At 53.3% G+C, this 18,846-nt stretch carries 20 protein-coding genes; 10 read left to right on the forward strand and 10 right to left on the reverse strand.

Translation table 11 applies throughout. The annotated features are described in order from the left end of the window. The 3 genes from BCV73_RS35930 to BCV73_RS23625 form a co-directional block, all read right to left on the reverse strand. On the reverse strand, positions 1-466 hold a 466-nt coding region (locus BCV73_RS35930), incomplete at its 3' end, for an ABC transporter ATP-binding protein (RefSeq protein ID WP_256992967.1). Next, positions 467-2,293 (reverse strand): ABC transporter permease, encoded by a 1,827-nt coding sequence (locus tag BCV73_RS23620; protein WP_089548748.1) that lies wholly within the window; start codon positions 2,291-2,293, stop codon positions 467-469. A 42-nt stretch (positions 2,294-2,335) separates the two neighbouring features. After that, entirely contained in the window at positions 2,336-3,634 is a 1,299-nt protein-coding gene (locus BCV73_RS23625; protein WP_256992968.1) for an ABC transporter substrate-binding protein, read from the reverse strand. Between the two features lie 438 nt (positions 3,635-4,072). Between BCV73_RS23625 and BCV73_RS23630 the strand changes: the two genes are divergently transcribed. The 7 genes from BCV73_RS23630 to BCV73_RS23660 all read left to right on the forward strand — a co-directional run bounded on the left by BCV73_RS23630 (position 4,073) and on the right by BCV73_RS23660 (position 10,851). Further along, positions 4,073-4,867: a DUF6492 family protein gene (locus tag BCV73_RS23630; RefSeq protein ID WP_089548749.1), complete on the forward strand. Its 795-nt coding sequence runs from the start codon at positions 4,073-4,075 to the stop codon at positions 4,865-4,867. Continuing rightward, the gene (locus BCV73_RS23635) at positions 4,864-5,982 is read left to right on the forward strand and encodes a glycosyltransferase family 4 protein (RefSeq protein ID WP_089548750.1); all 1,119 of its coding nucleotides are present in this window, start codon (positions 4,864-4,866) and stop codon (positions 5,980-5,982) included. The genes BCV73_RS23630 and BCV73_RS23635 overlap by 4 nt, the downstream gene beginning before the upstream one ends. Before the next feature lie 36 nt (positions 5,983-6,018). Then, positions 6,019-7,359 (forward strand): sugar phosphate nucleotidyltransferase, encoded by a 1,341-nt coding sequence (locus BCV73_RS23640; protein WP_179232051.1) that lies wholly within the window; start codon positions 6,019-6,021, stop codon positions 7,357-7,359. 113 nt (positions 7,360-7,472) lie between these two features. Continuing rightward, entirely contained in the window at positions 7,473-7,928 is a 456-nt protein-coding gene (locus BCV73_RS23645) for a GyrI-like domain-containing protein (RefSeq protein ID WP_218828177.1), read from the forward strand. A 310-nt stretch (positions 7,929-8,238) separates the two neighbouring features. Then, the gene (locus tag BCV73_RS23650) at positions 8,239-9,294 is read left to right on the forward strand and encodes a sensor histidine kinase (protein WP_256992969.1); all 1,056 of its coding nucleotides are present in this window, start codon (positions 8,239-8,241) and stop codon (positions 9,292-9,294) included. Next, a complete protein-coding gene (locus BCV73_RS23655) occupies positions 9,281-9,925 on the forward strand; it encodes a response regulator transcription factor (RefSeq protein WP_089548753.1) in 645 nt (214 codons plus the stop codon). Before BCV73_RS23650 ends, BCV73_RS23655 begins: the two co-directional genes overlap by 14 nt. 83 nt (positions 9,926-10,008) lie before the next feature. Further along, positions 10,009-10,851, forward strand: coding sequence for a CPBP family intramembrane glutamic endopeptidase (locus tag BCV73_RS23660; protein ID WP_089548754.1), 843 nt, complete (start codon positions 10,009-10,011; stop codon positions 10,849-10,851). A gap of 78 nt (positions 10,852-10,929) precedes the next feature. Here the strand turns inward: BCV73_RS23660 and BCV73_RS23665 are convergent, their stop codons facing one another. From BCV73_RS23665 to BCV73_RS23690, 6 genes are all read right to left on the reverse strand, one after another. Further along, entirely contained in the window at positions 10,930-11,499 is a 570-nt protein-coding gene (locus BCV73_RS23665) for a YdeI/OmpD-associated family protein (protein ID WP_089548755.1), read from the reverse strand. 49 nt (positions 11,500-11,548) lie between these two features. Continuing rightward, positions 11,549-12,013 carry a VOC family protein gene (locus BCV73_RS23670; RefSeq protein ID WP_089548756.1) on the reverse strand — a complete coding sequence of 155 codons (465 nt, stop codon included), beginning with the start codon at positions 12,011-12,013 and terminating at the stop codon, positions 11,549-11,551. A gap of 226 nt (positions 12,014-12,239) precedes the next feature. After that, on the reverse strand, positions 12,240-12,608 hold the full coding sequence (locus BCV73_RS23675) for a DoxX family protein (protein WP_089548757.1): 369 nt from the start codon (positions 12,606-12,608) through the stop codon (positions 12,240-12,242). 37 nt (positions 12,609-12,645) lie between these two features. After that, complete coding sequence (locus tag BCV73_RS23680; RefSeq protein WP_089548758.1) at positions 12,646-13,047, reverse strand: SRPBCC family protein; 402 nt, start codon at positions 13,045-13,047, stop codon at positions 12,646-12,648. Beyond that, positions 13,044-13,373 carry an ArsR/SmtB family transcription factor gene (locus BCV73_RS23685; RefSeq protein ID WP_089550379.1) on the reverse strand — a complete coding sequence of 110 codons (330 nt, stop codon included), beginning with the start codon at positions 13,371-13,373 and terminating at the stop codon, positions 13,044-13,046. Before BCV73_RS23685 ends, BCV73_RS23680 begins: the two co-directional genes overlap by 4 nt. Positions 13,374-13,639: 266 nt before the next feature. Continuing rightward, on the reverse strand, positions 13,640-14,593 hold the full coding sequence (locus BCV73_RS23690; RefSeq protein ID WP_089548759.1) for an alpha/beta hydrolase: 954 nt from the start codon (positions 14,591-14,593) through the stop codon (positions 13,640-13,642). Between the two features lie 186 nt (positions 14,594-14,779). Here BCV73_RS23690 and BCV73_RS23695 point away from each other — a divergent pair, with 186 nt between their 5' ends. The 3 genes from BCV73_RS23695 to BCV73_RS23705 all read left to right on the forward strand — a co-directional run bounded on the left by BCV73_RS23695 (position 14,780) and on the right by BCV73_RS23705 (position 16,757). Beyond that, positions 14,780-15,133 (forward strand): winged helix-turn-helix transcriptional regulator, encoded by a 354-nt coding sequence (locus tag BCV73_RS23695; protein WP_275541923.1) that lies wholly within the window; start codon positions 14,780-14,782, stop codon positions 15,131-15,133. A gap of 254 nt (positions 15,134-15,387) precedes the next feature. Then, positions 15,388-15,750, forward strand: a complete 363-nt coding sequence (locus BCV73_RS23700; protein ID WP_089548761.1) for a MerR family transcriptional regulator — start codon at positions 15,388-15,390, stop codon at positions 15,748-15,750. 23 nt (positions 15,751-15,773) lie between these two features. Continuing rightward, a complete protein-coding gene (locus tag BCV73_RS23705; RefSeq protein WP_089550380.1) occupies positions 15,774-16,757 on the forward strand; it encodes an SDR family NAD(P)-dependent oxidoreductase in 984 nt (327 codons plus the stop codon). 161 nt (positions 16,758-16,918) lie between these two features. On the opposite strand, the gene BCV73_RS23710 is transcribed toward BCV73_RS23705, so the two are convergent. Next, a partial coding sequence (locus tag BCV73_RS23710; protein ID WP_218828178.1) for a discoidin domain-containing protein occupies positions 16,919-18,846 on the reverse strand: 1,928 nt, incomplete at its 5' end.

An 18,846-nucleotide genomic window follows, 5' to 3' on the forward strand; every position in this document is an offset into this window, starting at 1 on the left:
TCACGATCGCCCGGGCGATCGCCACCCGCTGCTGCTGCCCGCCGGACAGCTCGCCGGGATAGCGGTCCGCCAGCTCCGGGATGCGCATTTTGTCCAGCGCCGCCATGACGCTCTTGCGGATCCCGGCCTTCGGCTGTTTGCGCACCTGCAGGCCAAAGGCCACGTTGTCAAAGACGGTCATATGCGGCCACAGCGCATAGCTCTGAAACACCAGGCTCACGCCCCGCTTGGCGGGATCCAGATGGTAAGCCAGATTGCCGTCGGCCACCTTGTTCCCGGAGATGACGACGGTTCCTTCGTTCAGTTTCTGCAGGCCGGCGATCGTGCGGAGCAGGGTCGTCTTGCCGCAGCCCGACGGGCCGAGCAGCGTCACGAAGTCCCCCTCCTCGACGGTCAGGTCGATGCCCTTCAAAATATGCTTTTGCTGCACATGCACATGAATCTGCCGCAGTTCAATCGCGTTCATTCATTGCCCTCCCAATCCTTTGGTCAAATCGGCCTTCCCGAACTTCACCGCCAGGGCGTAGACCGCCACGACAATCGCGATAATGATCATCAGCACGACGTTGGTGAGCTGGTCATACCCTTTTTCCACATAATAAAAGGTGAGCGTCGTCAGCGTCTCCGTCCGCGGTGTTACGAGCATGATGATCAGCTCCATCTCCTTCATCGCCCCGATGAACACGAGGATGAAGGCGGACAGCAGGCTCTTGCGGCTGAGCGGCAGCAGCAGGCGCCGGAAGCGCGTGAACCAGGAGGCACCGCCGAGCACGGCCGCTTCCTCGAGTTCCGGGCCGATCTGCATCATGGCGGCGCCGCCCGCCTTGACGGTAAAGGGCAGCTCTTTGACCACCGTGATCAGAATAATGATCGTAATGGTGCCGTACAGCGCCGGAATGAACAGCACCGGCTTTGCAAACATTGTAATATAAATCGCCGCGAGCGAGATGCCCGGGATAAAATACGGGAAAAACGACAGCTGATCGACGAGCCTGCCCATGGCCGTGTTTTTGCCGCGGGCCACCGCGTAACCGAACAGAAGACCGATAACCGCAGCCGCGACCGAGGCGATGCCGGCGATGATCAGCGAATTTTTCAGCGCGAGCAGGAAAATCGGGTTCTGCAGCACGCCCTTCTCCCCGGTGTTAATGTCCGGATCCGAGCCCCCCGTCCAGTAATGAAGCGTAAAGTTGTCCGGGCTGAGCGAGCCGTCCTTCAGCAGGAACGTCTGCAGCAGCAGCACGATAAAGGGTACGACTGCAATCAATGCCATGCCGGCCACCGTTACCGCCGCTGCCGGAAGCCGCCATTTGCCGAGCGGCACATGCGTCACCGCGCTGCCCTTGCCCGTCACTGTCACATAGCTGCGCCGGCCGCCAAGCAGGCGCTGGTTGAAATAGATCGCCAGCATGGTGATCAGCATCAGCGTCAGTGACAGCACGTTCGCCTCGGTCGTCAGCCGCGACCGCATGCTGGAGTACAGCATCGTCGAAATCATGTAGAAATTCACCGGGGTGCCGAGCAGCGCCGGCACGCCGTAGGAACTGACCGCTTTCGTAAAGATCAGGATGAATCCCGACAGCACCGACGGCAGCATCAGCGGAAACACGATCCGGCGCAGCACCTGCATCGGCCCCGCGCCGGCCATTTCGGCTGCCTCTTCCAGCTGGCTGTTCATCGAGCTGAGCGCCGCGCCTACGAGTAGGAAGAAATACACGCTGTCGTGGATCGACAGGGTCAGCACGATCGGCACGAAGCCGTACGCCAGCCAGTCCGGCGGCGTCACATGCAGCACCGACTGCAGAATGCCGGGCGTGCCGCCGATTTTGCTGTTTTTGAAAAAGGTCAGCCATGCCTGGGACAGCATCCATGACGGCAGCAGGTACGGGATGATCGCCAGAAACGTAATCGTCTTCTTGAGCGGAACGTCCGTCCTCGTCACGAGCCAGGCAAGCCCGCAGCCGAACACCATGGACAGCGCCGAGACGGTCACCCCCACCGCCAGTGCGTTCAGCACGGGCTTGTAGAAGAGGGACCAGCTCATATCGCTTGCCAGTACGCGGCTCCAGTGGTACAGCGTCAGGTGCCCCGGGTCCGCCGCGGGCGTAAGCCGGGCGTCCTGGGTTTTCCATACGAACGTCGACCAGATCAGGTTCAGGACCGGCCAGACGATGGTGTACGCCAGAAACAGCAGGGCCGCCACCCCGATCAGGTACAGCGGATTCCGCAGCGCGTCCCGGCACCGGTTCAGCCACCTTGCTTGCGATGTATTCAGCACGGGCTTATGCAGCATCCCGTTTCCCTCCTGTTTGTGTCATCTCGGTCTTTCGGTCCGTCATTTCTGCTTGATCCAGAAGTCGCGGACCTTCGGCGCCTCGAAGTACAGCTTCTCCCCGTCAAACACCCACAGGTTCAAATCCTCGAAGGCCACCTCGTTTTTGGTCTTGACGTCGGAGCGCGGCACCCAGGAGCCCACTTCATTGAACGGCGCCATGCCCTCGCCCTGGCCGTCCTTCTCGCCCATCATCCAGCGGATGAACAGCTTGGCCCCCGCCGGATGCGGCGCTTTGTTCGCGAGGAACAGGTAGCCCGAATCGGGTACCGACGTTTTCGGCTTGATGTCATAGATCGGCAGGATGCTCCAGTCTTTCTCCTCAACCTTGGATACGTCGCCGGATACCGCCAGTCCGACCGCGTCGCTGTTTGCCTTGCCGATCGCATCCAGCACATCGTCGCTTCCTTTTAACACGACCAGCCCGTTGTCGAACAGCTGCTGAATGAACTCGTACCCCGCGTTCTCCGTGCCATGCAGCTCGATGTCCTTGCCGAACTTCTCCTTGTACGCCGCCGCCATATCGTCGCTGTGGATGACCATTGTCGTAAACAGGTCCATGAAAGCCGGCGAGCTGAGCGGATCGGCCGTATAGACCTTGCCTTTGAATTCCGGGGTAGTCAGGTCCCACCAGTTGGTTACCGGCGCGGACTTATAATGCTCGGTATTGTAGAAAATCGTGCGGAACTCCAGGTAGTTGGCATACCCTTCGGCCTGCGTGCGGTACGGCTCGTCCACCTTCTCCGCCAGATCCTCCGGCAGGTACTTGACGTACCGTCCCGGCTTCACCATCTCCTCCTCGACAGCCCCGCTCACTTCCTTCGTGATGATCACGTCCGGGTTGAACTGCCCGGCGTCCTGCTCCTTCGTCACCTTGTCCATCATCTCATCGGACTTGACTTTGCTTACCTCAATCTTGATGCCAGGGTACTGCTTCATGAACGTCTCCGCGGCGTCGTTGGCGCGTCCCGATGTCGAGTAGACGATGACCTTGCCTTCCTTCTTGGCCTGCTCGTACAGCGCTTCCGGCGTTTCGCTGCCGGACGCCTCTGCCGTATCCGTGCTCTGTACCGTCCCCGCCGGCTTGGCCGATGCGTCTGAGCCGCCCGCCGTGCCGCCTTCTCCTTGCCCGCATGCGGTCAGCAGCAGGGCTGTGCCCAAGATGAGCGCCATCGCTTTGCCTGGCCAGGACCAGGGGGTCCGTTTTCCTTTGGGCGCATATGTATCCCGCACGATCTCCGTTTTTCCGTTGGCATGTACCGTCAAGATGGTCCTCTCGTTTCCGTTTCCTTTTGACCTCATATCCCGTGGCCTCCCCATCGTTCATTCAGAATTAGTGAAGCGTGATTGGTATCCGGATGTTTCGCTTGCCTCTTCACTATAGGGATGTAGTGTCAACGGAATGTTAGGCGGACGTGCGATTTCGGTAAAAAATTATCAATAACTTAAAACAAGATAAAAAACTTTCATTTTCCCCATGATGCCGATTCCTTTCTGAAGTGGTCCAAGTTTCCTCAGCCTTCTCCTGCGATCGGCATGCCCAAGGCGCCCTTCGGTCTTCTTGTATCCTATGCTTTTGATCTATAAAAATCATTTTCATAGCCGTGACTGCGAACCCCCACGTTTGCTCCAATGCGGCAAATCCCTTGATTATTGTGCGTTTTATAATCTCTCTATGCCCATTCCCTTTCTCTCTTCCAGCATATGATACTCATACATTTGATATTTGGAGATGAGCAGATGACAACCCCCATTGATGTGTTCATTCCGGCGATTGAGAAGGACTTGGCTACCCTCCCCCATGTCATTGACGCCGTCAGAAAATATGTACGGCACCCGATTCACGAAATTATCATCGTGGCCCCCCGGAAGCAGCGGATTGTGGATTTATGTACGAAAAAGGGCTGCCGATTCGTGAACGAAGACACGGTTCTGCCCATTACGAAAAAGGACATACACTACCAGTCCAAAACGTGGGACCGGTCCGGATGGTTGTACCAGCAGCTGCTGAAGCTGGGCGGCGATAAGGTATGCTCATCCAAATACTATTTGGTAATCGACGCCGACACTGTGCTCATTCGCCCCCATATGTTCAAGACGGGCGACAAGACCGTGTTTTACTGCCGGAACTGGAGCCAGCCCGAATATTTCAACACGTACAAGAAGCTGATGGGCAAAAGCCGCGCTTCCAAGCGCTCCTTCGTCACGCATTACATGCTGTTCGAGAAGGCCAAAGTCAAACAGTTAAAGCAGGCGATCGAGTCCAAACATCATACGAACTGGTACTCCGCCATTATGAGAAGCATGAACAAATCGAAGCAGTTTGCTTTTTCCGAGTTTGAAACGTACGGCAACTTCCTGTATTCGTCGGAGCCCGGCAGGATGATGCTGAAACAGGCCAACAACAAAAGTCTGCATACGAGCTTTTCCCAAATCTCGCCTTCCAAAATGTCGTCCCTGCAGCAAAAATACCGGTCTGTTTCTTTTCACGAACGAAAAGGGTATTCGAAAGCTTCCAAGGTGAGACCCAAATGAAGCCCTATGTCGTTGTCTGGAAAGGCCCCGTCCACAAAGCCAGCGGTCTTGGCCGTGCCAGCAGAGCCTATGCCAAATCCTTGAAGCGGCAAGGGGTCGCCGTCCGGTTAAGTCCGCCAGACCACCGCAAGCCTAACGCCGCCCATGTCAAAAAGGTTCTCATATACCACCACATTCCCAGCCGCATGCAGTGGAAAAAAGAGCGAAACACGTATGACTTCATCCTGTTGAACACCGTTTGGGAAACAAGCAGACTCCCCAGAAGCTGGCTGCCCCATATGAACAAATTCGATGCCGTGTGCGTGCCGTCCCAGCATAATCGGCGGGTTCTCAGGAACTGCGGCGTCACCGTCCCGATTTTCGTCGTTCCCCATGGGGTGGACGCCCGGGAGTTTCGTCCGAACCATCCGAAGCTATCGTTGCCGGCAGCCGCCGGAAAGTTTACGTTCGTATCCGTCTTCGGCTTTCAGCACCGCAAAAACCCGGAGGGACTGCTCCGGGCGTATTGGGAAGAGTTCTCTTCCAAAGATAACGTCATCCTGGTCATCAAAACGAATGGATATGCGGCCAATGAGACGGAGGCGTGGATTAAGCAGCAGGTCATGCGGTACAAAAAGAGGCTGGGCATTCAAAAGGATACGGCCCCTGTCGTCATCATCGGCCGCCATATGAGTGAAAGCCAGCTGAAAGGCCTGTATGCGCTCGGCGATGCCTTCGTCCTCCCTACCCGCGGCGAGGGTGTCGGGCTACCTTATTTAGAAGCGCTGGCAAGCGGCATACCGGTCATCGCCACCGGCTGGGGCGGGCAGATGGATTTCCTCACGCCTCGCAACTCCTTCCTGGTCCCCTATCAGCTCAAGAGCCCGGCGAGCAGCATGAGCCGCGCCATTTCCAGAAGGTTCAGCAACCTGTTTGCGCAGAAGGGCCAGCGGTGGGCCGAGCCGGATTTAAGCAGCCTCAAAAGGCTTATGAGGCAAGCGTACGAAAATCCCCGGTTGTGTAGACAGAAAGGAAGCCAGGGTCGAAAAGATATGCTCCAGCTGTCATGGGACCAGGCCGGAAAGCTCATGAAGCAGGCGATTGAAGAGACGATGCGTTCCAAGAGATCAAGATGAAGGGTGATGGTTTTCGAAGGAAGGAGGATGAGAATCATGCGTATTGTACTGTTGTGTGGGGGATCGGGAAAAAGGCTGTGGCCTTTATCCAACGATATACGCTCCAAGGTATTCTTAAGGCTGCTGACCACTGAAGACGGGGTCAAGGAGTCGATGATCGAACGGATCTGCAGACAACTGGACGAGGCGGGGCTGCTCCAATCCACCTGTATCGTCACCCATCACAGTCAGGCGGAGATTACGCGCCGCTATGTCGGCGACAATATCCCGATCATCAGCGAGCCTTTTAAAAGAGGTACGTTCACGGCCGTCGCATTGGCCGCCAGTTATCTTCATGAAAAGCTGCAGGCCGATCCGGACGAAACCATTTGCATCCTTCCGGCGGATACGTTTGTCGACACCGCATTCTTCCGGCTGCTGCACCGGTTTCCCGACGTCTTGGGACGCTCCAAGGCGGAACTTGCTCTCCTCGGCACAAAGCCGGTGCAGCCTTCGGATCAGTTCGGCTATATCGTCCCGGCTCTGCCCAAGGCGGACGGCGAGTATGCTTTCGTCCAGCGGTTTATCGAAAAGCCAAATACACGCACGGCCCGCCGCCTCATGGCGCAGCAGGCGATGTGGAACTGCGGCGTCTTCGCCTTTCCCTTGAGGTTCATGCTGACCTATTTGAAGGACAAGGGCCACCCTGTCCGGATCGCGGAATGGCTGGCAAATTACGAACAGCTCCCCGAAGCCAGCTTCGACCGGGAAGTCGTCGAGACGACCCTCCCTGTCGTAGCCATGGAGTATGGAGGGCACTGGACCGATCTGGGCAGCTGGATGGCGCTTACCGGCCATATGAAGGATCGAGTGATCGGACTCGGGCACATATCGGATGATTCCGCGGATACCCATCTCATCAATGAGCTCCCTTATCCTATTGAAATTATCGGCGTACCAGGTATCATTGCCGCGGCCAGCACCGACGGCATCCTGATCGCAAGCAAGGAGCATGCGCATCGGATTAAGGAACGGCTTGCCCTGGCGCCTCAGATCCCGATGTACGAAGAGAAACGGTGGGGCACCTGCCGGATCCTGAGTTACGGGACAGATACATCCGGCGTGGAGACGATGATCAAGCAGGTGCGACTTGCCGCCGGCAAGTCTACTAGCTATCACGTTCATCACCGCCGGCAAGAATTGTTGACCGTGGTGACGGGCAGCGCGGAAGTTATCTTGGAGGAGCAGCGATACCGCCTGAATGCCGGTGACGTGCTGAAGATTCCGGCCGGCGCCAAGCATGGCATCAAGGCCATTACTCCTCTGGAGCTGGTGGAAGTCCTGCTCGGCTCTGATCTTGCTCAGGAAGATATCACCCGCATTGCTGTGGACTGGTAAATGGCGTTTCGGTCCAAAATGTCGTAAATTTGCAGTAGGAATTGTGACCGGCCGAGCCGAAGTAATCATCGATCGAACATGATTCCGCGAATAGCGGAAAGAGGAGGCCGATGATGGAACCGATGGTGGAGCCTGTGATCAAGACGGAAAGAAAGGCGTTTACCTTGTTCGGATGTTCCAAAGTTCATGATCCGGGCAAGCCGTATAGTGAGACGATTTTCGAATTGTTTGACCAGGTCTGGCATGAAGTACGCAGCAAAGAACTCGCTCACAGGGGGATCAATCACGTCGTCTATGAGCAGGGAAACATGGTGTTTGCGGGAATCGAGCTGGTGACACCGCCTGAGGACAATTCCGTCTTGAAGAGGAAGGACGTCGTGCTCGAAAAATACGCCTACGGCAAGCACATTGGGCCTTACAGCGAATTGGACGCAACGTACCGGCGTATTGATGCGCTTCTCCAAGCTGCAGGAGAACACAAAGAGCTTCCCCTGATTGAGGTGTATGGCCACTGGAACGAGGATGAGTCCAAGCTGGAGACGGAAATTTACCACAACCTCATTGGATAGATCCCTGTGTGCAATGAGGCCGTGCAAGTTTCTAGTTCGTTAGGATAATATGATTAATCTTAGGAGCAGTTTGTCTACTGCTCCTTTTGCTATATAAAAGTTCGGCAAGAACATGGTTCTATTGCTGTTTTTGGTCAACTTCCTTGTAATTTTCATGCAAGTTTTTTTAGATTTCCTGTATGATGATGCTATGAAAAAAATATTATCTTTCATGGATTGGGGTATATTCGCTCTTCGTTTATACCATTATATTTTGCTGTTGTCCCGGGTTCTGGCAGTAAGCGAGTTTTCGAACCGGATGTTACTAAACGTGATCTGGCTGAGCATAGCCCTTGTCGCCCCTTTGCTGTTCTGGTTTCCCGGGCGCCGGATGAACAAAGTCTGGTTTTGCATATTAGAGCTATTGCTTGGCGGTTCTTATTATGTGAATTCGGTCATTCATCCGGACCTGACTTCAAAAGCGGACTATTTGCTGCCGAGTCTGACCATCGGGTACTTATTAACCAAGCAAACCCTTTGGATCATTCCCTTACTTGTTTTCATTCCTTTCTCCTTCCAGTCCTCCCTAAAATTATCTTGGGAGCAAACCCTGGGTATCGGAACAGACAATCTGCTGTTCTGCTTTATCGGCATGTGGGCAAGCTCCGTAGCCAATGCGTATGATCAGAAGAATAAATTGGCAGCCGAAGTGGAGCATCAAAACAAGCTCTTAACTCACTACTCCGCCGAGGTCGAGAAAATGACTTTGCTTGAAGAACGCAACCGCATGTCCAAGGAGCTCCATGATACACTGGGGCATTCCTTTATCTCACTCATCCTCGGCCTCGATGCTTCTATTGCCCTGATGGATAGCAAGCCTGCCGAGGCCAAAGACCGGTTAATTCGCTTAAGAGCATTGGCTGAGAACAATCTGGAGGAAATGAGGAACGTCGTGCACGAAATGGGCGAAGAAGAGGAATCCAGTCTGATCCGGCAGGTTGAATCCCTTGCAGCCCGTTTCCGGGAGCATACGGGTACGGCACTGACCTTGAGTCTGCCGGGGACAGAGCGGTCCATACGTTTTGAAGTACGGCAAGCGATCCTTCGGGTCATCCAGGAATCTTTTACGAATGCACTAAAACACGGAAAGGCAACCGAACTGCATCTGGAGCTTACTTATTCCGAGAGCCATCTGCAATTGTCCGTTCGAAATAACGGCACGCCGATCGACAAGCTGGATTATGGCTTCGGCTTGACCACGATGAAGCATCGGGTTGAGCGGTTGGGAGGCAGCTTACAGATAGCATCTGGGGAGGGTACTCCTGTGATCACCGAAGTTAGATGCGAAATCCCGCTGAAAGGAGTCATGCCGCATGGAGAAGATTAAAGTGCTGCTTGCTGATGATCAAGAGTTAATTCTCGAGAGTTTACATATCGTGCTGTCCATGGAACCGGATCTGGAAATCGTCGGTTTAGCCCGGAATGGGGAAGAAGCCGTAAAGGGCTGCGAGCAGTTGATGCCGGATATGGTGTTGATGGATGTCAACATGCCGGTCATGGACGGCGTCGCCGCAACGGCCTTGATTAAAGAGCGAATGCCTGCAACCAAAATCATCATGCTGACCTCCTATAAGGAAGTAGAGTATGTGTTAGCGGCGTTAAGCCACGGAGCGGAAGGTTATCTGCTCAAAGCCATTCATCCGAAAGATCTGGCGGCAGGCATACGGGTGGTTCAGGCGGGAGGGACTTTAATTTCACAGGAAATGGCGAGTAAAATGATCAAGAACATGAACAGTGCCACCCCTGCGAAACATAATGAATTCGGGCTCACTGCCCGTGAAATCGAAGTGCTGCATAAGCTGGCTGCCGGCCTGCGTAATCAGGAAATTGCCGAGGCATTGTTTCTTAGCGAAGGGACGGTCAAAAATTATATCTCAACGATTTATTCAAAGCTTAATGTGAAAGGACGCCGGGAGGCCACCCAGAAAGCCCGGGATTCGGGAATGATGGATCGTTAAATGATGACCAAACGGCACTGTCTCTTTATGACTTTTTCAGCCTATACTCAGAGCATCAAACAACAGAGGTGGCGATGTAAGACATGAAGAACAAAGTGTCATTTTGGCGTTTTCCAATCATCTGGATGATTGCGGGGGCTATGGGTATTGTTCTCATAAATATGATATTCCAGCAATTGACAGAGCAAGGAGAGGGGATCGTCTCTCTTATTTTCACACTGGTGATGGGATTTCTGGCCCTCTTGGTTTATAAGCTCACGCTGACATACCTGGCCCGGCGGCCCACACCAGAGATATCAAGAAAGCGCGCAGGGATTGAAAGTGTCCTAGGCATGCTAACCGGGACCATCTTTATCGCAGGGTCCGCTTTTATGATTATTGCTCTGGGAGGTTACTCCTTTCAGTGGGCAAGTTCTGCGGATACGAGTTCCGTTCTAATAGCCTCCATTGAATCAGCTTTAGGAGGAGCCATTGTCGAGGAACTTATCTTTCGCGGACTTATGCTTCAAGCCATTGATCAATTGGGGGGGAAACCACTCGCACTTGCAGTAACCTCTCTATTCTTTGGAGTTGCTCATCTTGGAAATCCAGGGGCGACATTATGGAGTGGGTTCGCCATAGCCCTCGAAGCAGGTGTTCTCCTTGGATCCGCCTTCTTGTGGCGGCGGAACTTGTGGTTTGCCATAGGACTGCATTTTGCTTGGAATGCTATTGAAGGCCTGCTTGGCATTCCTGTCTCTGGACACCCTGCTACCGGTCTATTTACTGTAAAGGTGCACGGTGCCGCACTTCTCACAGGGGGCAACTTTGGACTTGAGACCTCTATTGTTCCGGTTGTAATCAGTCTTCTGATCTCCATTCCTATGCTAATCGGGGCCGCACGGAATCAAAGGATTGACGTCGGAAACCTTCCTGTACCAAAGTAAACGACCGACTTGCCAAATTTTCGATAGAAAAAACTGCCGACACTTTGTCGACAGTCTGGAGCATCCACGTTGGATGACTTAATAATCTAGTAGACGGCCATTATCGTTCCATTGACCGTACATTTTGTTTTCTCTCGTATTGGTTATGAATTTGTCCAATCTGCTGTGAAATAATTCGGGCTGATTCTTATAGCTTTGGATCGTGTCGATCCGGACTCTCGTATAAAGATCTGGAAATGCCATGAAATTCTCATACACTTGCTTTTCCTCTTGCAACCTTTGCTCTATCACCGGATCGATTCGAAAAGAATCGTAATTCATATCAGGAAGGACCTTTCTTCCTTCGTCTGTCATCAACCCCAACTTTTCGAGGCGGCGGACACGCTCCTTATTCAATTCAGTCCATGAGCTTTTTTTGCTTCGAGGAGACAGTCTCTGAGCCAGCTCCGTTTCAGATATTTTCTTCTTGACTCCATCGATCCATCCAAAGCATAATGCCTCCTCGACCGCGTCCAAATATAAGAGCGTATCCGATTGGGGCGACATACGAACCAAGACCCAACAAGATTTTTCAGTCTTGCTATTTTCCTGCAGCCAAACCCTTAATGCTTCTCTCGAAATGACCGGAATTAAGCGATCTACTTCCATGTTTGAAAAAATATCCTTTCAATCCGTTGCAGGACTTTCTCAGCATGAGTTACTGTTTGTTGGAGATGACGTTATCAAGAAACTGATCTGCATCGCTATTAAATTTCCAGGAAACTCCGAACTTATCGACCAGCATTCCGAAGCATGAAGACCACGGCGTATTGGATAACGGCATGATGACATAACCGCCCTCAGATAAATGAGAAAAGTAATTTTCCAATGTCTGTTGATCCTCATTAACGATACTAATCAGTATGTTGTTGCCTTTAACCAACTCGCCCATGACATTCTTCATTGAAGGCAAAATATCCGACATCATGATGTTCCCGCCTGCAAATGCTATGGAAGACTCCATGACCATGTTTAGTTCATTTTCCGGCAATGGATCGTTTGGATCCTGCGGGAAATCCTTAAATTTCACTTTTTTTACTTCCGTTGCGCTTAAAGCTTTCGCATAAAAATCAATCGCTTGTTCAGCAACTCCATCAAAGTTTAAATAGACTACAGCTGACATATAGTAAAACCTCCTTCTTGGGATAAATGTAGTATATTGAATAAGAGGTGACAGCTGTATGTCACCATTTATAAATAAAGTACATGGCGTCCGAACGGATCTATCCAACTGCCATTTTATGATCGGGAGGTTGGAGTCTGTATTGGATGGGTTTGTATCGCAAAAAAACTCCACATGTTCATCGCGAACATGTGGAGCTTTTTATTCCTGGATGCAGCTGGTTTGATTATGCAAAAGGCTGGAGCATTTGGCTGGCATTCGCAAGAATCAGGGCAATATTCAGTACGGCAAAGAACAAAGCCGGCGCCGTTTTGCCAATCGGATCTTTCGTGCGGATATGCACCAGGCTCGCCACCAGCATCGTAACGCCAAGCCACACTCCTGCCCATGCGACCAGTCCGGTATACCAGTAGCCGGCGATCAGCACGGCCGCACCTGCCAGTTGGACCAGGCCCGTTACTTTAAGGAACCATTGCGGCAGGTGAAGGTGTTCGAACATGTCTGCCCAGTACTTAGCCCCTATCATTTTGGCGGTACCCGAGAAGAGGTAATAAGCAATCAGCAAAGATTGAAGAACGATAGTAAAAATGGCCATTTCGATCTCCTCCTATTCGATCAGAAAATCATTTGGATTACAGCCCAGCCAACACCACTTCAAGCTGATCGGCCATCTTGACCCAACCGAGTCTGGCTCCGTTATACGACAAGCTCTCACTTTCAAATCCGGTATGCTCAAGATGAAGGCGGGTTGCGCCATTGGATGAATGGAGCGTCCATGTAACAACCGTACTTACCCCAGCGGTTACCCAGGTGTAGGATAGGCGGTGAGGTTCTTCCACGGCCAGCACTTCTGAATCGACGATTCCGTCCCACACTTTCGACGGTTTGGCCCGAAATTGAAAGTGATGGCCGACAACCGGCTTAAAGTCATTGTCCATCACCCATTTTGCAAGCATGTTGGAATCAGTCAATGCAAGCCATACTTTCTCAATCGGACTATCGAATTGAAAATCCAGCTTCACTTCCGGTTTCATTCCTCTTCCTCCTTCAACAATTGACTCAGCTTAGCCGATCCTTGGTTCCAAAAAGCCGTGTGAAAAGTGACCCAATCTTCAATTTCTCGCAGGGGCTCTGCGTTCAATCGATACCTTGTTTCCCGCCCGGCCTTGCGGTGCCTGACCAGATCGGCGGCTTTGAGGATCGCCAGATGTTTGGAAACGGCTGTCCGCCCCATCTCGAAATGGACTGTTAATTCGTGTAAGGGCAATTCTTCCGCCTCGGCCAGCAATCTAAGCAATTTGCGCCGCGTCGGATCGGCAACCGCGGCATATACATCCCTCGCTTCATGGTTTTCATCCATTCCCATCATCCCTATTCTGCTCGATGATAGGACACCAACTGGTGTCTTATGAGCTTATAATAAGACACCAGTTGGTGTCCTGTCAAGCCATAGTTTGGAAATAAAATTATAATGGCTTGTCAACGAACAATTGGCCTCTGTATATGCCAGGCATGATGCAGTAAAAAGTTTAGGGCATCCCTGAAGGATGCCCCAATGCTGAAATATTGAAGTGTTACGGATCAACTGAATATACATTTATCGGAGCGGCTTTATTCCCGCACACTTTATATTGCTGTCTCTCCGCCTCTCTCCTGTCCATGCAAAGCCTTCCGCAGTGCGCTTACGGCATGCCGCACCGCTTGTCTTCCTTGGTCATAACCGCCGGTCTGGAGCATGAAGCCGTGGACCATGCCGTCATAGCGCTTCGCTTCCACCGGAATGCCGGCAGCTTTTAATTTCGCTGCATAAGCCTCCCCATCATCGCGCAGCGGATCAAATTCGGCCGTGATTACGAGAGCGGGCGGAAGGCTGCTGAAATCGGCAGCCAATAACGGCGAAGCGTAGGGGTTCCTTCCGTCCTGCTCCTCCGCCAGGTATTGGCCCCAGAACCACCGCATCGTGTCCGTCGTCAGGCCGTACCCTTCGGCATTGTCACGGTAAGAATCCGTATCGAACGCGTAGCGGGTCGCCGGATTGAACAACAGCTGAAACTTGATGAAGGACAACCCTTGGTCCCTTGCCATCAAGGTTACGGCAGCGGCCAAATTTCCGCCCGCGCTGTCGCCGCCGACAGCAATCCGGTTGGGATCCGCTTCTAGCGAAGAGCTATTCTCCGCAACCCAGGCTGCAGCCGCATAAGCATCTTCGATGGCAGCGGGAAACCGATGCTCTGGTGCCAAACGGTAATCTACCGAGACCACGATCACGTTTGCCCCATTGGCCAACTGCCGGCATAACACATCTGCTGCATCCAGGTCTCCGACGACCCAACCGCCTCCATGATAGTAAATGAGAACAGGGAGCGGGTATTTGCTTTGAGGACGATATACCCGAACCGGTATGTGACCGGCCGGACCCGGGATCTTTCGATTGTCGACTTTCCATACTTCTTCCGGATGGGCGGCCATGGAGCTTAAGTTGACGGTTCTGGCCCTCTCCACGGATAGCGTGTGAAGAGGCGGGACCCCTTGCTTCTTCATATTTTCCAACACAACTTGAACTTGAGGGTCAAGCGGCATGATGGTTCCTCCTTAGGGATCAAATATAATGGATACGAGTCTTCTTATACCCGAAATAAACAACCATTCACGAGCAGCGTCTTTCGGTAAGACAGCTACCATTCCGGTCAAAATGAAGTATACTAAATGGAGAATAACCCTGTAAGTACGCACTTTTGCGTGACATAGTACCCATTTGGTAACTTCATGGACGGATTGGATGTGATGGATATGGGCGGTTGTCCGGTAGAGGCAACATTGTCTGTCGTTGGAGGAAAGTGGAAGGCTGTGATCCTATGGCGTTTGGTTGGTGGGACCAGGCGCTTTAACGAACTCCAGCGTTCGATTTCGCAAATTACCCGTAAGATGTTAACGGAACAGCTTCGGGAACTGGAGCAAGATAACCTCATTATTAGAACCGTCTATCCGGAAGTCCCGCCGAAAGTCGAGTACTCGCTAAGCGAATACGGCAGGACGTTTATTCCTGTTTTGAATGCCATGGCCCAGTGGGGATTGGTCCATCAGGAACGCGTGTCTGACCCCGTTCGCTCTACGACGTAGATTACCGTTCTAAAACAAAAACCATAGCCTCGATATGGAGAAGGCGCAGGGAAGCTGCCATTCAAACGCCTCCCAACACCAAAAAGCAGTCCGCAATACCGGCGGTCTGCTTTTCTTCATTTTTATGTCATTTATGCGCCAATCCAAACTTTCGGTTCATCTAAATAAAGGAAGTTTCAGGCGCTTGACTTGGAGTTCACTCCAAGGGCTATCCTATAGTTGTCCGGACGACAAAGGAGATGAAAGGAGAAGGCATGTCGCGACAATATTCCATTTCCGAAATAGCTGAACAAACCGGTTTGACTTCCGATACCCTTCGGTATTATGAAAAGATTGGACTGATTCCGTCCCCCCAGCGCGGACCAGGTGGGTCCCGTTTATATAGCCAGGAAGACATCGGCAAAATTCATTTTCTACTGCATCTCAAACATACCGAGATGCCGCTTAAACACATTCAGGAGTACATTCGGGCGTATGACGACCAGGATGAGGAGCTGTGCTATCGGCTGCTTGACGAGCACCGGATCCGCATTGAAGCCCAGATGGCCGCATTGAACGAAACGCTCGTGCTCGTCAAGTATAAGCTGGATCATTTTCAGGAAATTAAAGACGGTTGAACGAAAGGAAGATCACTTTGAACATGCAGAAAACTCCCCAAACACCGATCGGGTCCGGATTTGGACCCCGCACTACAGCCATGGAAGCACTCGGACAAGCCGATTTGACCGGACAAACGGCAGTCATTACCGGCGGACATTCCGGATTGGGGCTAGAAACGGCAAGAGTGCTCGCGGAAGCGGGGGCCAAGATCATTGTCCCGGCCCGATCCGTTACAGCTGCTCAAGCGGCCATTGCCTCCATCCCAGGCGCAGAGGCGGAGCTGCTGGATTTAACCGATCCGCAGTCCATCGATTCGTTTACGGAACGGTGGATCCGTTCCGGACGGCCGATTCATATGCTGATCCACAGCGCCGGAATTATGGCCGTACCCCAGCAGTATGACAGTCGGGGCAACGAGCTTCACTTTTCCACGAACTACTTGGGCCCTTTCCAGCTGACGGCGCGGCTGTGGCCAGCACTCCGGCTGGCCGCTGGTGCACGCGTTGTCGTGCTATCTTCCCGGGCTCACCAGTTCAGTCCAGTCGTGTTCGAAGACATCCACTACAAGGAGCGCAGCTATGACAAATGGTCTGCCTATGGGCAGTCCAAAACGGCGGACGCCCTATTCGCGGTGGAGCTGGACCGGAGAGCACAGGCCTATGGCGTCCGGGCATTTTCGGTGCACCCCGGTTCGATAGTCACCTCGTTAGCCCGGCATTTGTCGGATGAGGAGCTGATGACCATGGGTGCGATTAACGAGCAGGGACAACGGCAATACACCGAATACGATAGGGAACGAAAGACCGTGCAGGAAGGGGCGGCCACCATCGTATGGTGTGCAGCCAGCCGGCAGCTGGACGGGATGGGAGGCGTATACTGTGAAAACGTTGACGTCTCTCCGCTCATTGATGAGCATCAGACCGGCATGGCCGGCGTGCATCCAAGTGCCGTTGATGCGAAAGCCGCTGAACGTCTGTGGAGCATTGGCGAAGCACTGACAGGCATTCATTTTGATATTTCATAATTCGATCAGAGGATAAAGCGCAACGCTCAGCTTGTCCCACGAATAAAAATCCTGAACCGGCAAGGTTCAGGATTTTTATTTTTTGAGACGAACATCATACTCTTGTATGCAGTTTTAGTGTTGCGGGATGCGCAGTGACCGAAAGCGGCTGCCTCACATCATTACTTAGAGGGCACTACGTTATAGCTGACAGGCTCGGCCGTATTGCCCGCCCGATCCGATGCCGTGACTTCGATCCGGTTCATGCCCGGCTGAAGGTCGATATCCGCGCTGAACGTCAGGTCATCCTTCACGTCAGCCTGTACTCCATTCACGAGAACAATGCCGGGCTCGCTGATTTTCCCCGTAACGCGCAGCGTTCCCTTTTCCACATTGTAGTGATTGCCCGTCAATTTCCCCGGTTCATCCAGCATGATGATCGGCGAGGTCGTATCCAGCACAATAATGCGGGCGGTCGCGGTATATTCGCCGCCAGCGGCTGCAGCCGTGATTACCGCGGTCCCCGGACTTTTGGCCGTTACCTTACCGGTGTCGCTCACTTCCGCTACGCTGGTGTCGCTGGATGTCCACGTGATGGTCTTATCTCCCGCATCCTCCGGTGTAACGACCGCAGTGAGCTGCGCAGTTTCGCCTTCCTTCAACTCTACTTGTTCCGGTGTTACGTTGATGCCGGTAACGTGCGGCTGATCCGTCTTCACGGACACCACATCCGATGGAGCTGATTCCCCGGCCGCGTTGACGGCTTTGACGATGTAGAAATATTCCGTCGAAGCCAACAGGCCGGTGTCGGTATGCGTCGTACTAGACAGTACCTCGTCGTTAAGTTTGACAAATTCGCCGTCGGCCTTATCGGACCGGTAGACGCTGTACCCTTCCGCCTGCTCTACCGCGTTCCAGTTCAATTCAATCGCGCTGTCGCCTGCCGCCTTTGCCGTCAGGTTGGCTGGAGGCGCAGGGACGGTATCGTCATGAACGGGTTCCCCATACACCTTGAATTCGTAGCTGGAAGCACTTCCTCCGCTGTAGTTGGATCCCGTCACTGTTACGCGGAGATAGCGGTACGCCGCATCGAGGGCATCCGTCGTCAAGCCCTGCGTTTTATTGTCCGTTCTGTCCAGGAGGGTCGTGTACGTGACATCGTCATTGCTGCCTTCAATTTTGTATTGGTAGTATCTCGGGTAGGTCGCGCTGTTGTACCAGTAGCTCTCGAGTTTCGTGATATGCATGACGTCACCAAGGTCGACTTTCCACCACTGCGGGTAGGAATTGGTGACGGCCGCCCAGCGCGTGCCGGCTTTGCCGTCATTCGCGTACTCGATATTGTTCCCCGTTTGGAATGAGCTTGCCGTTGCTGTCTTGCCTTCCGAAATGACCCCCGACGTCGTCGTGGCTTGGACCGGCAGGCTCCATAGACTCGATCCCGAGCTGCTGCGGGCTCTTACTTGATACGTATGCGTTGAGCTCGCATCAAGCCCCGTATGCTTGTATGGGCTGCTTACTCCGCTGATCAGCGCGCCGTCCACGACCAGATCATAGCTTGCTGCCCCATTAGCATCGTTCCAGGTGACGTCGATTTGGGACTGGCCCGCTGCCTTGGCGGTCAACCCGGTCGGCGCAGCCAATCCTGCAGTCGTCGGCGTAATCGTCAGCACCTGCGCATTGGAGGCATCGAACTTGATCCCCTGGATGGACGCCTGACCCGATACGAATTCAACAGCACGGTCGCTGGCCCGGTTGACCAGCCTGTACTTCGTGATCCCGGTTAAGCTCGTATTCGTCGCGGCCTCGATCTCCGACGCCGAAGAATCCGGGGATAGGTCAGCCGGCTTCGCGTTGCCGACCGGAAGAAGATACCACTGATCGCTTTCGGCCGCGGCGCCGTTTCCGCCGTTGCCGTTCGGATCGGCATTCGGATCCGCAAGCCCCGTAGTGACTGCAGCGCCCATCGCCCGTGTCTGTGCCGGCGTCGATCCGGATACCTTCAGATTATTTCCGGTCTCCACATTTTGCAATCGGTAGAAGCCGCTGTTCTTCGACGGATCGAATTCGTCAGGTACGGGAACGAACTGCCACTGGCTCCCCCCGCCGT

This window comes from Paenibacillus sp. SSG-1 (assembly GCF_002224835.1).
GTDB classification, from domain to species: domain Bacteria; phylum Bacillota; class Bacilli; order Paenibacillales; family Paenibacillaceae; genus Paenibacillus_AQ; species Paenibacillus_AQ favisporus.

Coding starts and splice junctions, on each gene's coding strand:
- BCV73_RS23620 (WP_089548748.1), bottom strand. CDS start 2,293: ATGCTGCATAAGCCCGTGCTGAATACATCGCAAGCAAGGTGGCTGAAC.
- BCV73_RS23625 (WP_256992968.1), bottom strand. CDS start 3,634: ATGAGGTCAAAAGGAAACGGAAACGAGAGGACCATCTTGACGGTACAT.
- BCV73_RS23630 (WP_089548749.1), top strand. CDS start 4,073: ATGACAACCCCCATTGATGTGTTCATTCCGGCGATTGAGAAGGACTTG.
- BCV73_RS23635 (WP_089548750.1), top strand. CDS start 4,864: ATGAAGCCCTATGTCGTTGTCTGGAAAGGCCCCGTCCACAAAGCCAGC.
- BCV73_RS23640 (WP_179232051.1), top strand. CDS start 6,019: ATGCGTATTGTACTGTTGTGTGGGGGATCGGGAAAAAGGCTGTGGCCT.
- BCV73_RS23645 (WP_218828177.1), top strand. CDS start 7,473: ATGGAACCGATGGTGGAGCCTGTGATCAAGACGGAAAGAAAGGCGTTT.
- BCV73_RS23655 (WP_089548753.1), top strand. CDS start 9,281: ATGGAGAAGATTAAAGTGCTGCTTGCTGATGATCAAGAGTTAATTCTC.
- BCV73_RS23660 (WP_089548754.1), top strand. CDS start 10,009: ATGAAGAACAAAGTGTCATTTTGGCGTTTTCCAATCATCTGGATGATT.
- BCV73_RS23665 (WP_089548755.1), bottom strand. CDS start 11,499: ATGGAAGTAGATCGCTTAATTCCGGTCATTTCGAGAGAAGCATTAAGG.
- BCV73_RS23670 (WP_089548756.1), bottom strand. CDS start 12,013: ATGTCAGCTGTAGTCTATTTAAACTTTGATGGAGTTGCTGAACAAGCG.
- BCV73_RS23675 (WP_089548757.1), bottom strand. CDS start 12,608: ATGGCCATTTTTACTATCGTTCTTCAATCTTTGCTGATTGCTTATTAC.
- BCV73_RS23680 (WP_089548758.1), bottom strand. CDS start 13,047: ATGAAACCGGAAGTGAAGCTGGATTTTCAATTCGATAGTCCGATTGAG.
- BCV73_RS23685 (WP_089550379.1), bottom strand. CDS start 13,373: ATGGATGAAAACCATGAAGCGAGGGATGTATATGCCGCGGTTGCCGAT.
- BCV73_RS23690 (WP_089548759.1), bottom strand. CDS start 14,593: ATGCCGCTTGACCCTCAAGTTCAAGTTGTGTTGGAAAATATGAAGAAG.
- BCV73_RS23695 (WP_275541923.1), top strand. CDS start 14,780: ATGGACGGATTGGATGTGATGGATATGGGCGGTTGTCCGGTAGAGGCA.
- BCV73_RS23700 (WP_089548761.1), top strand. CDS start 15,388: ATGTCGCGACAATATTCCATTTCCGAAATAGCTGAACAAACCGGTTTG.
- BCV73_RS23705 (WP_089550380.1), top strand. CDS start 15,774: ATGCAGAAAACTCCCCAAACACCGATCGGGTCCGGATTTGGACCCCGC.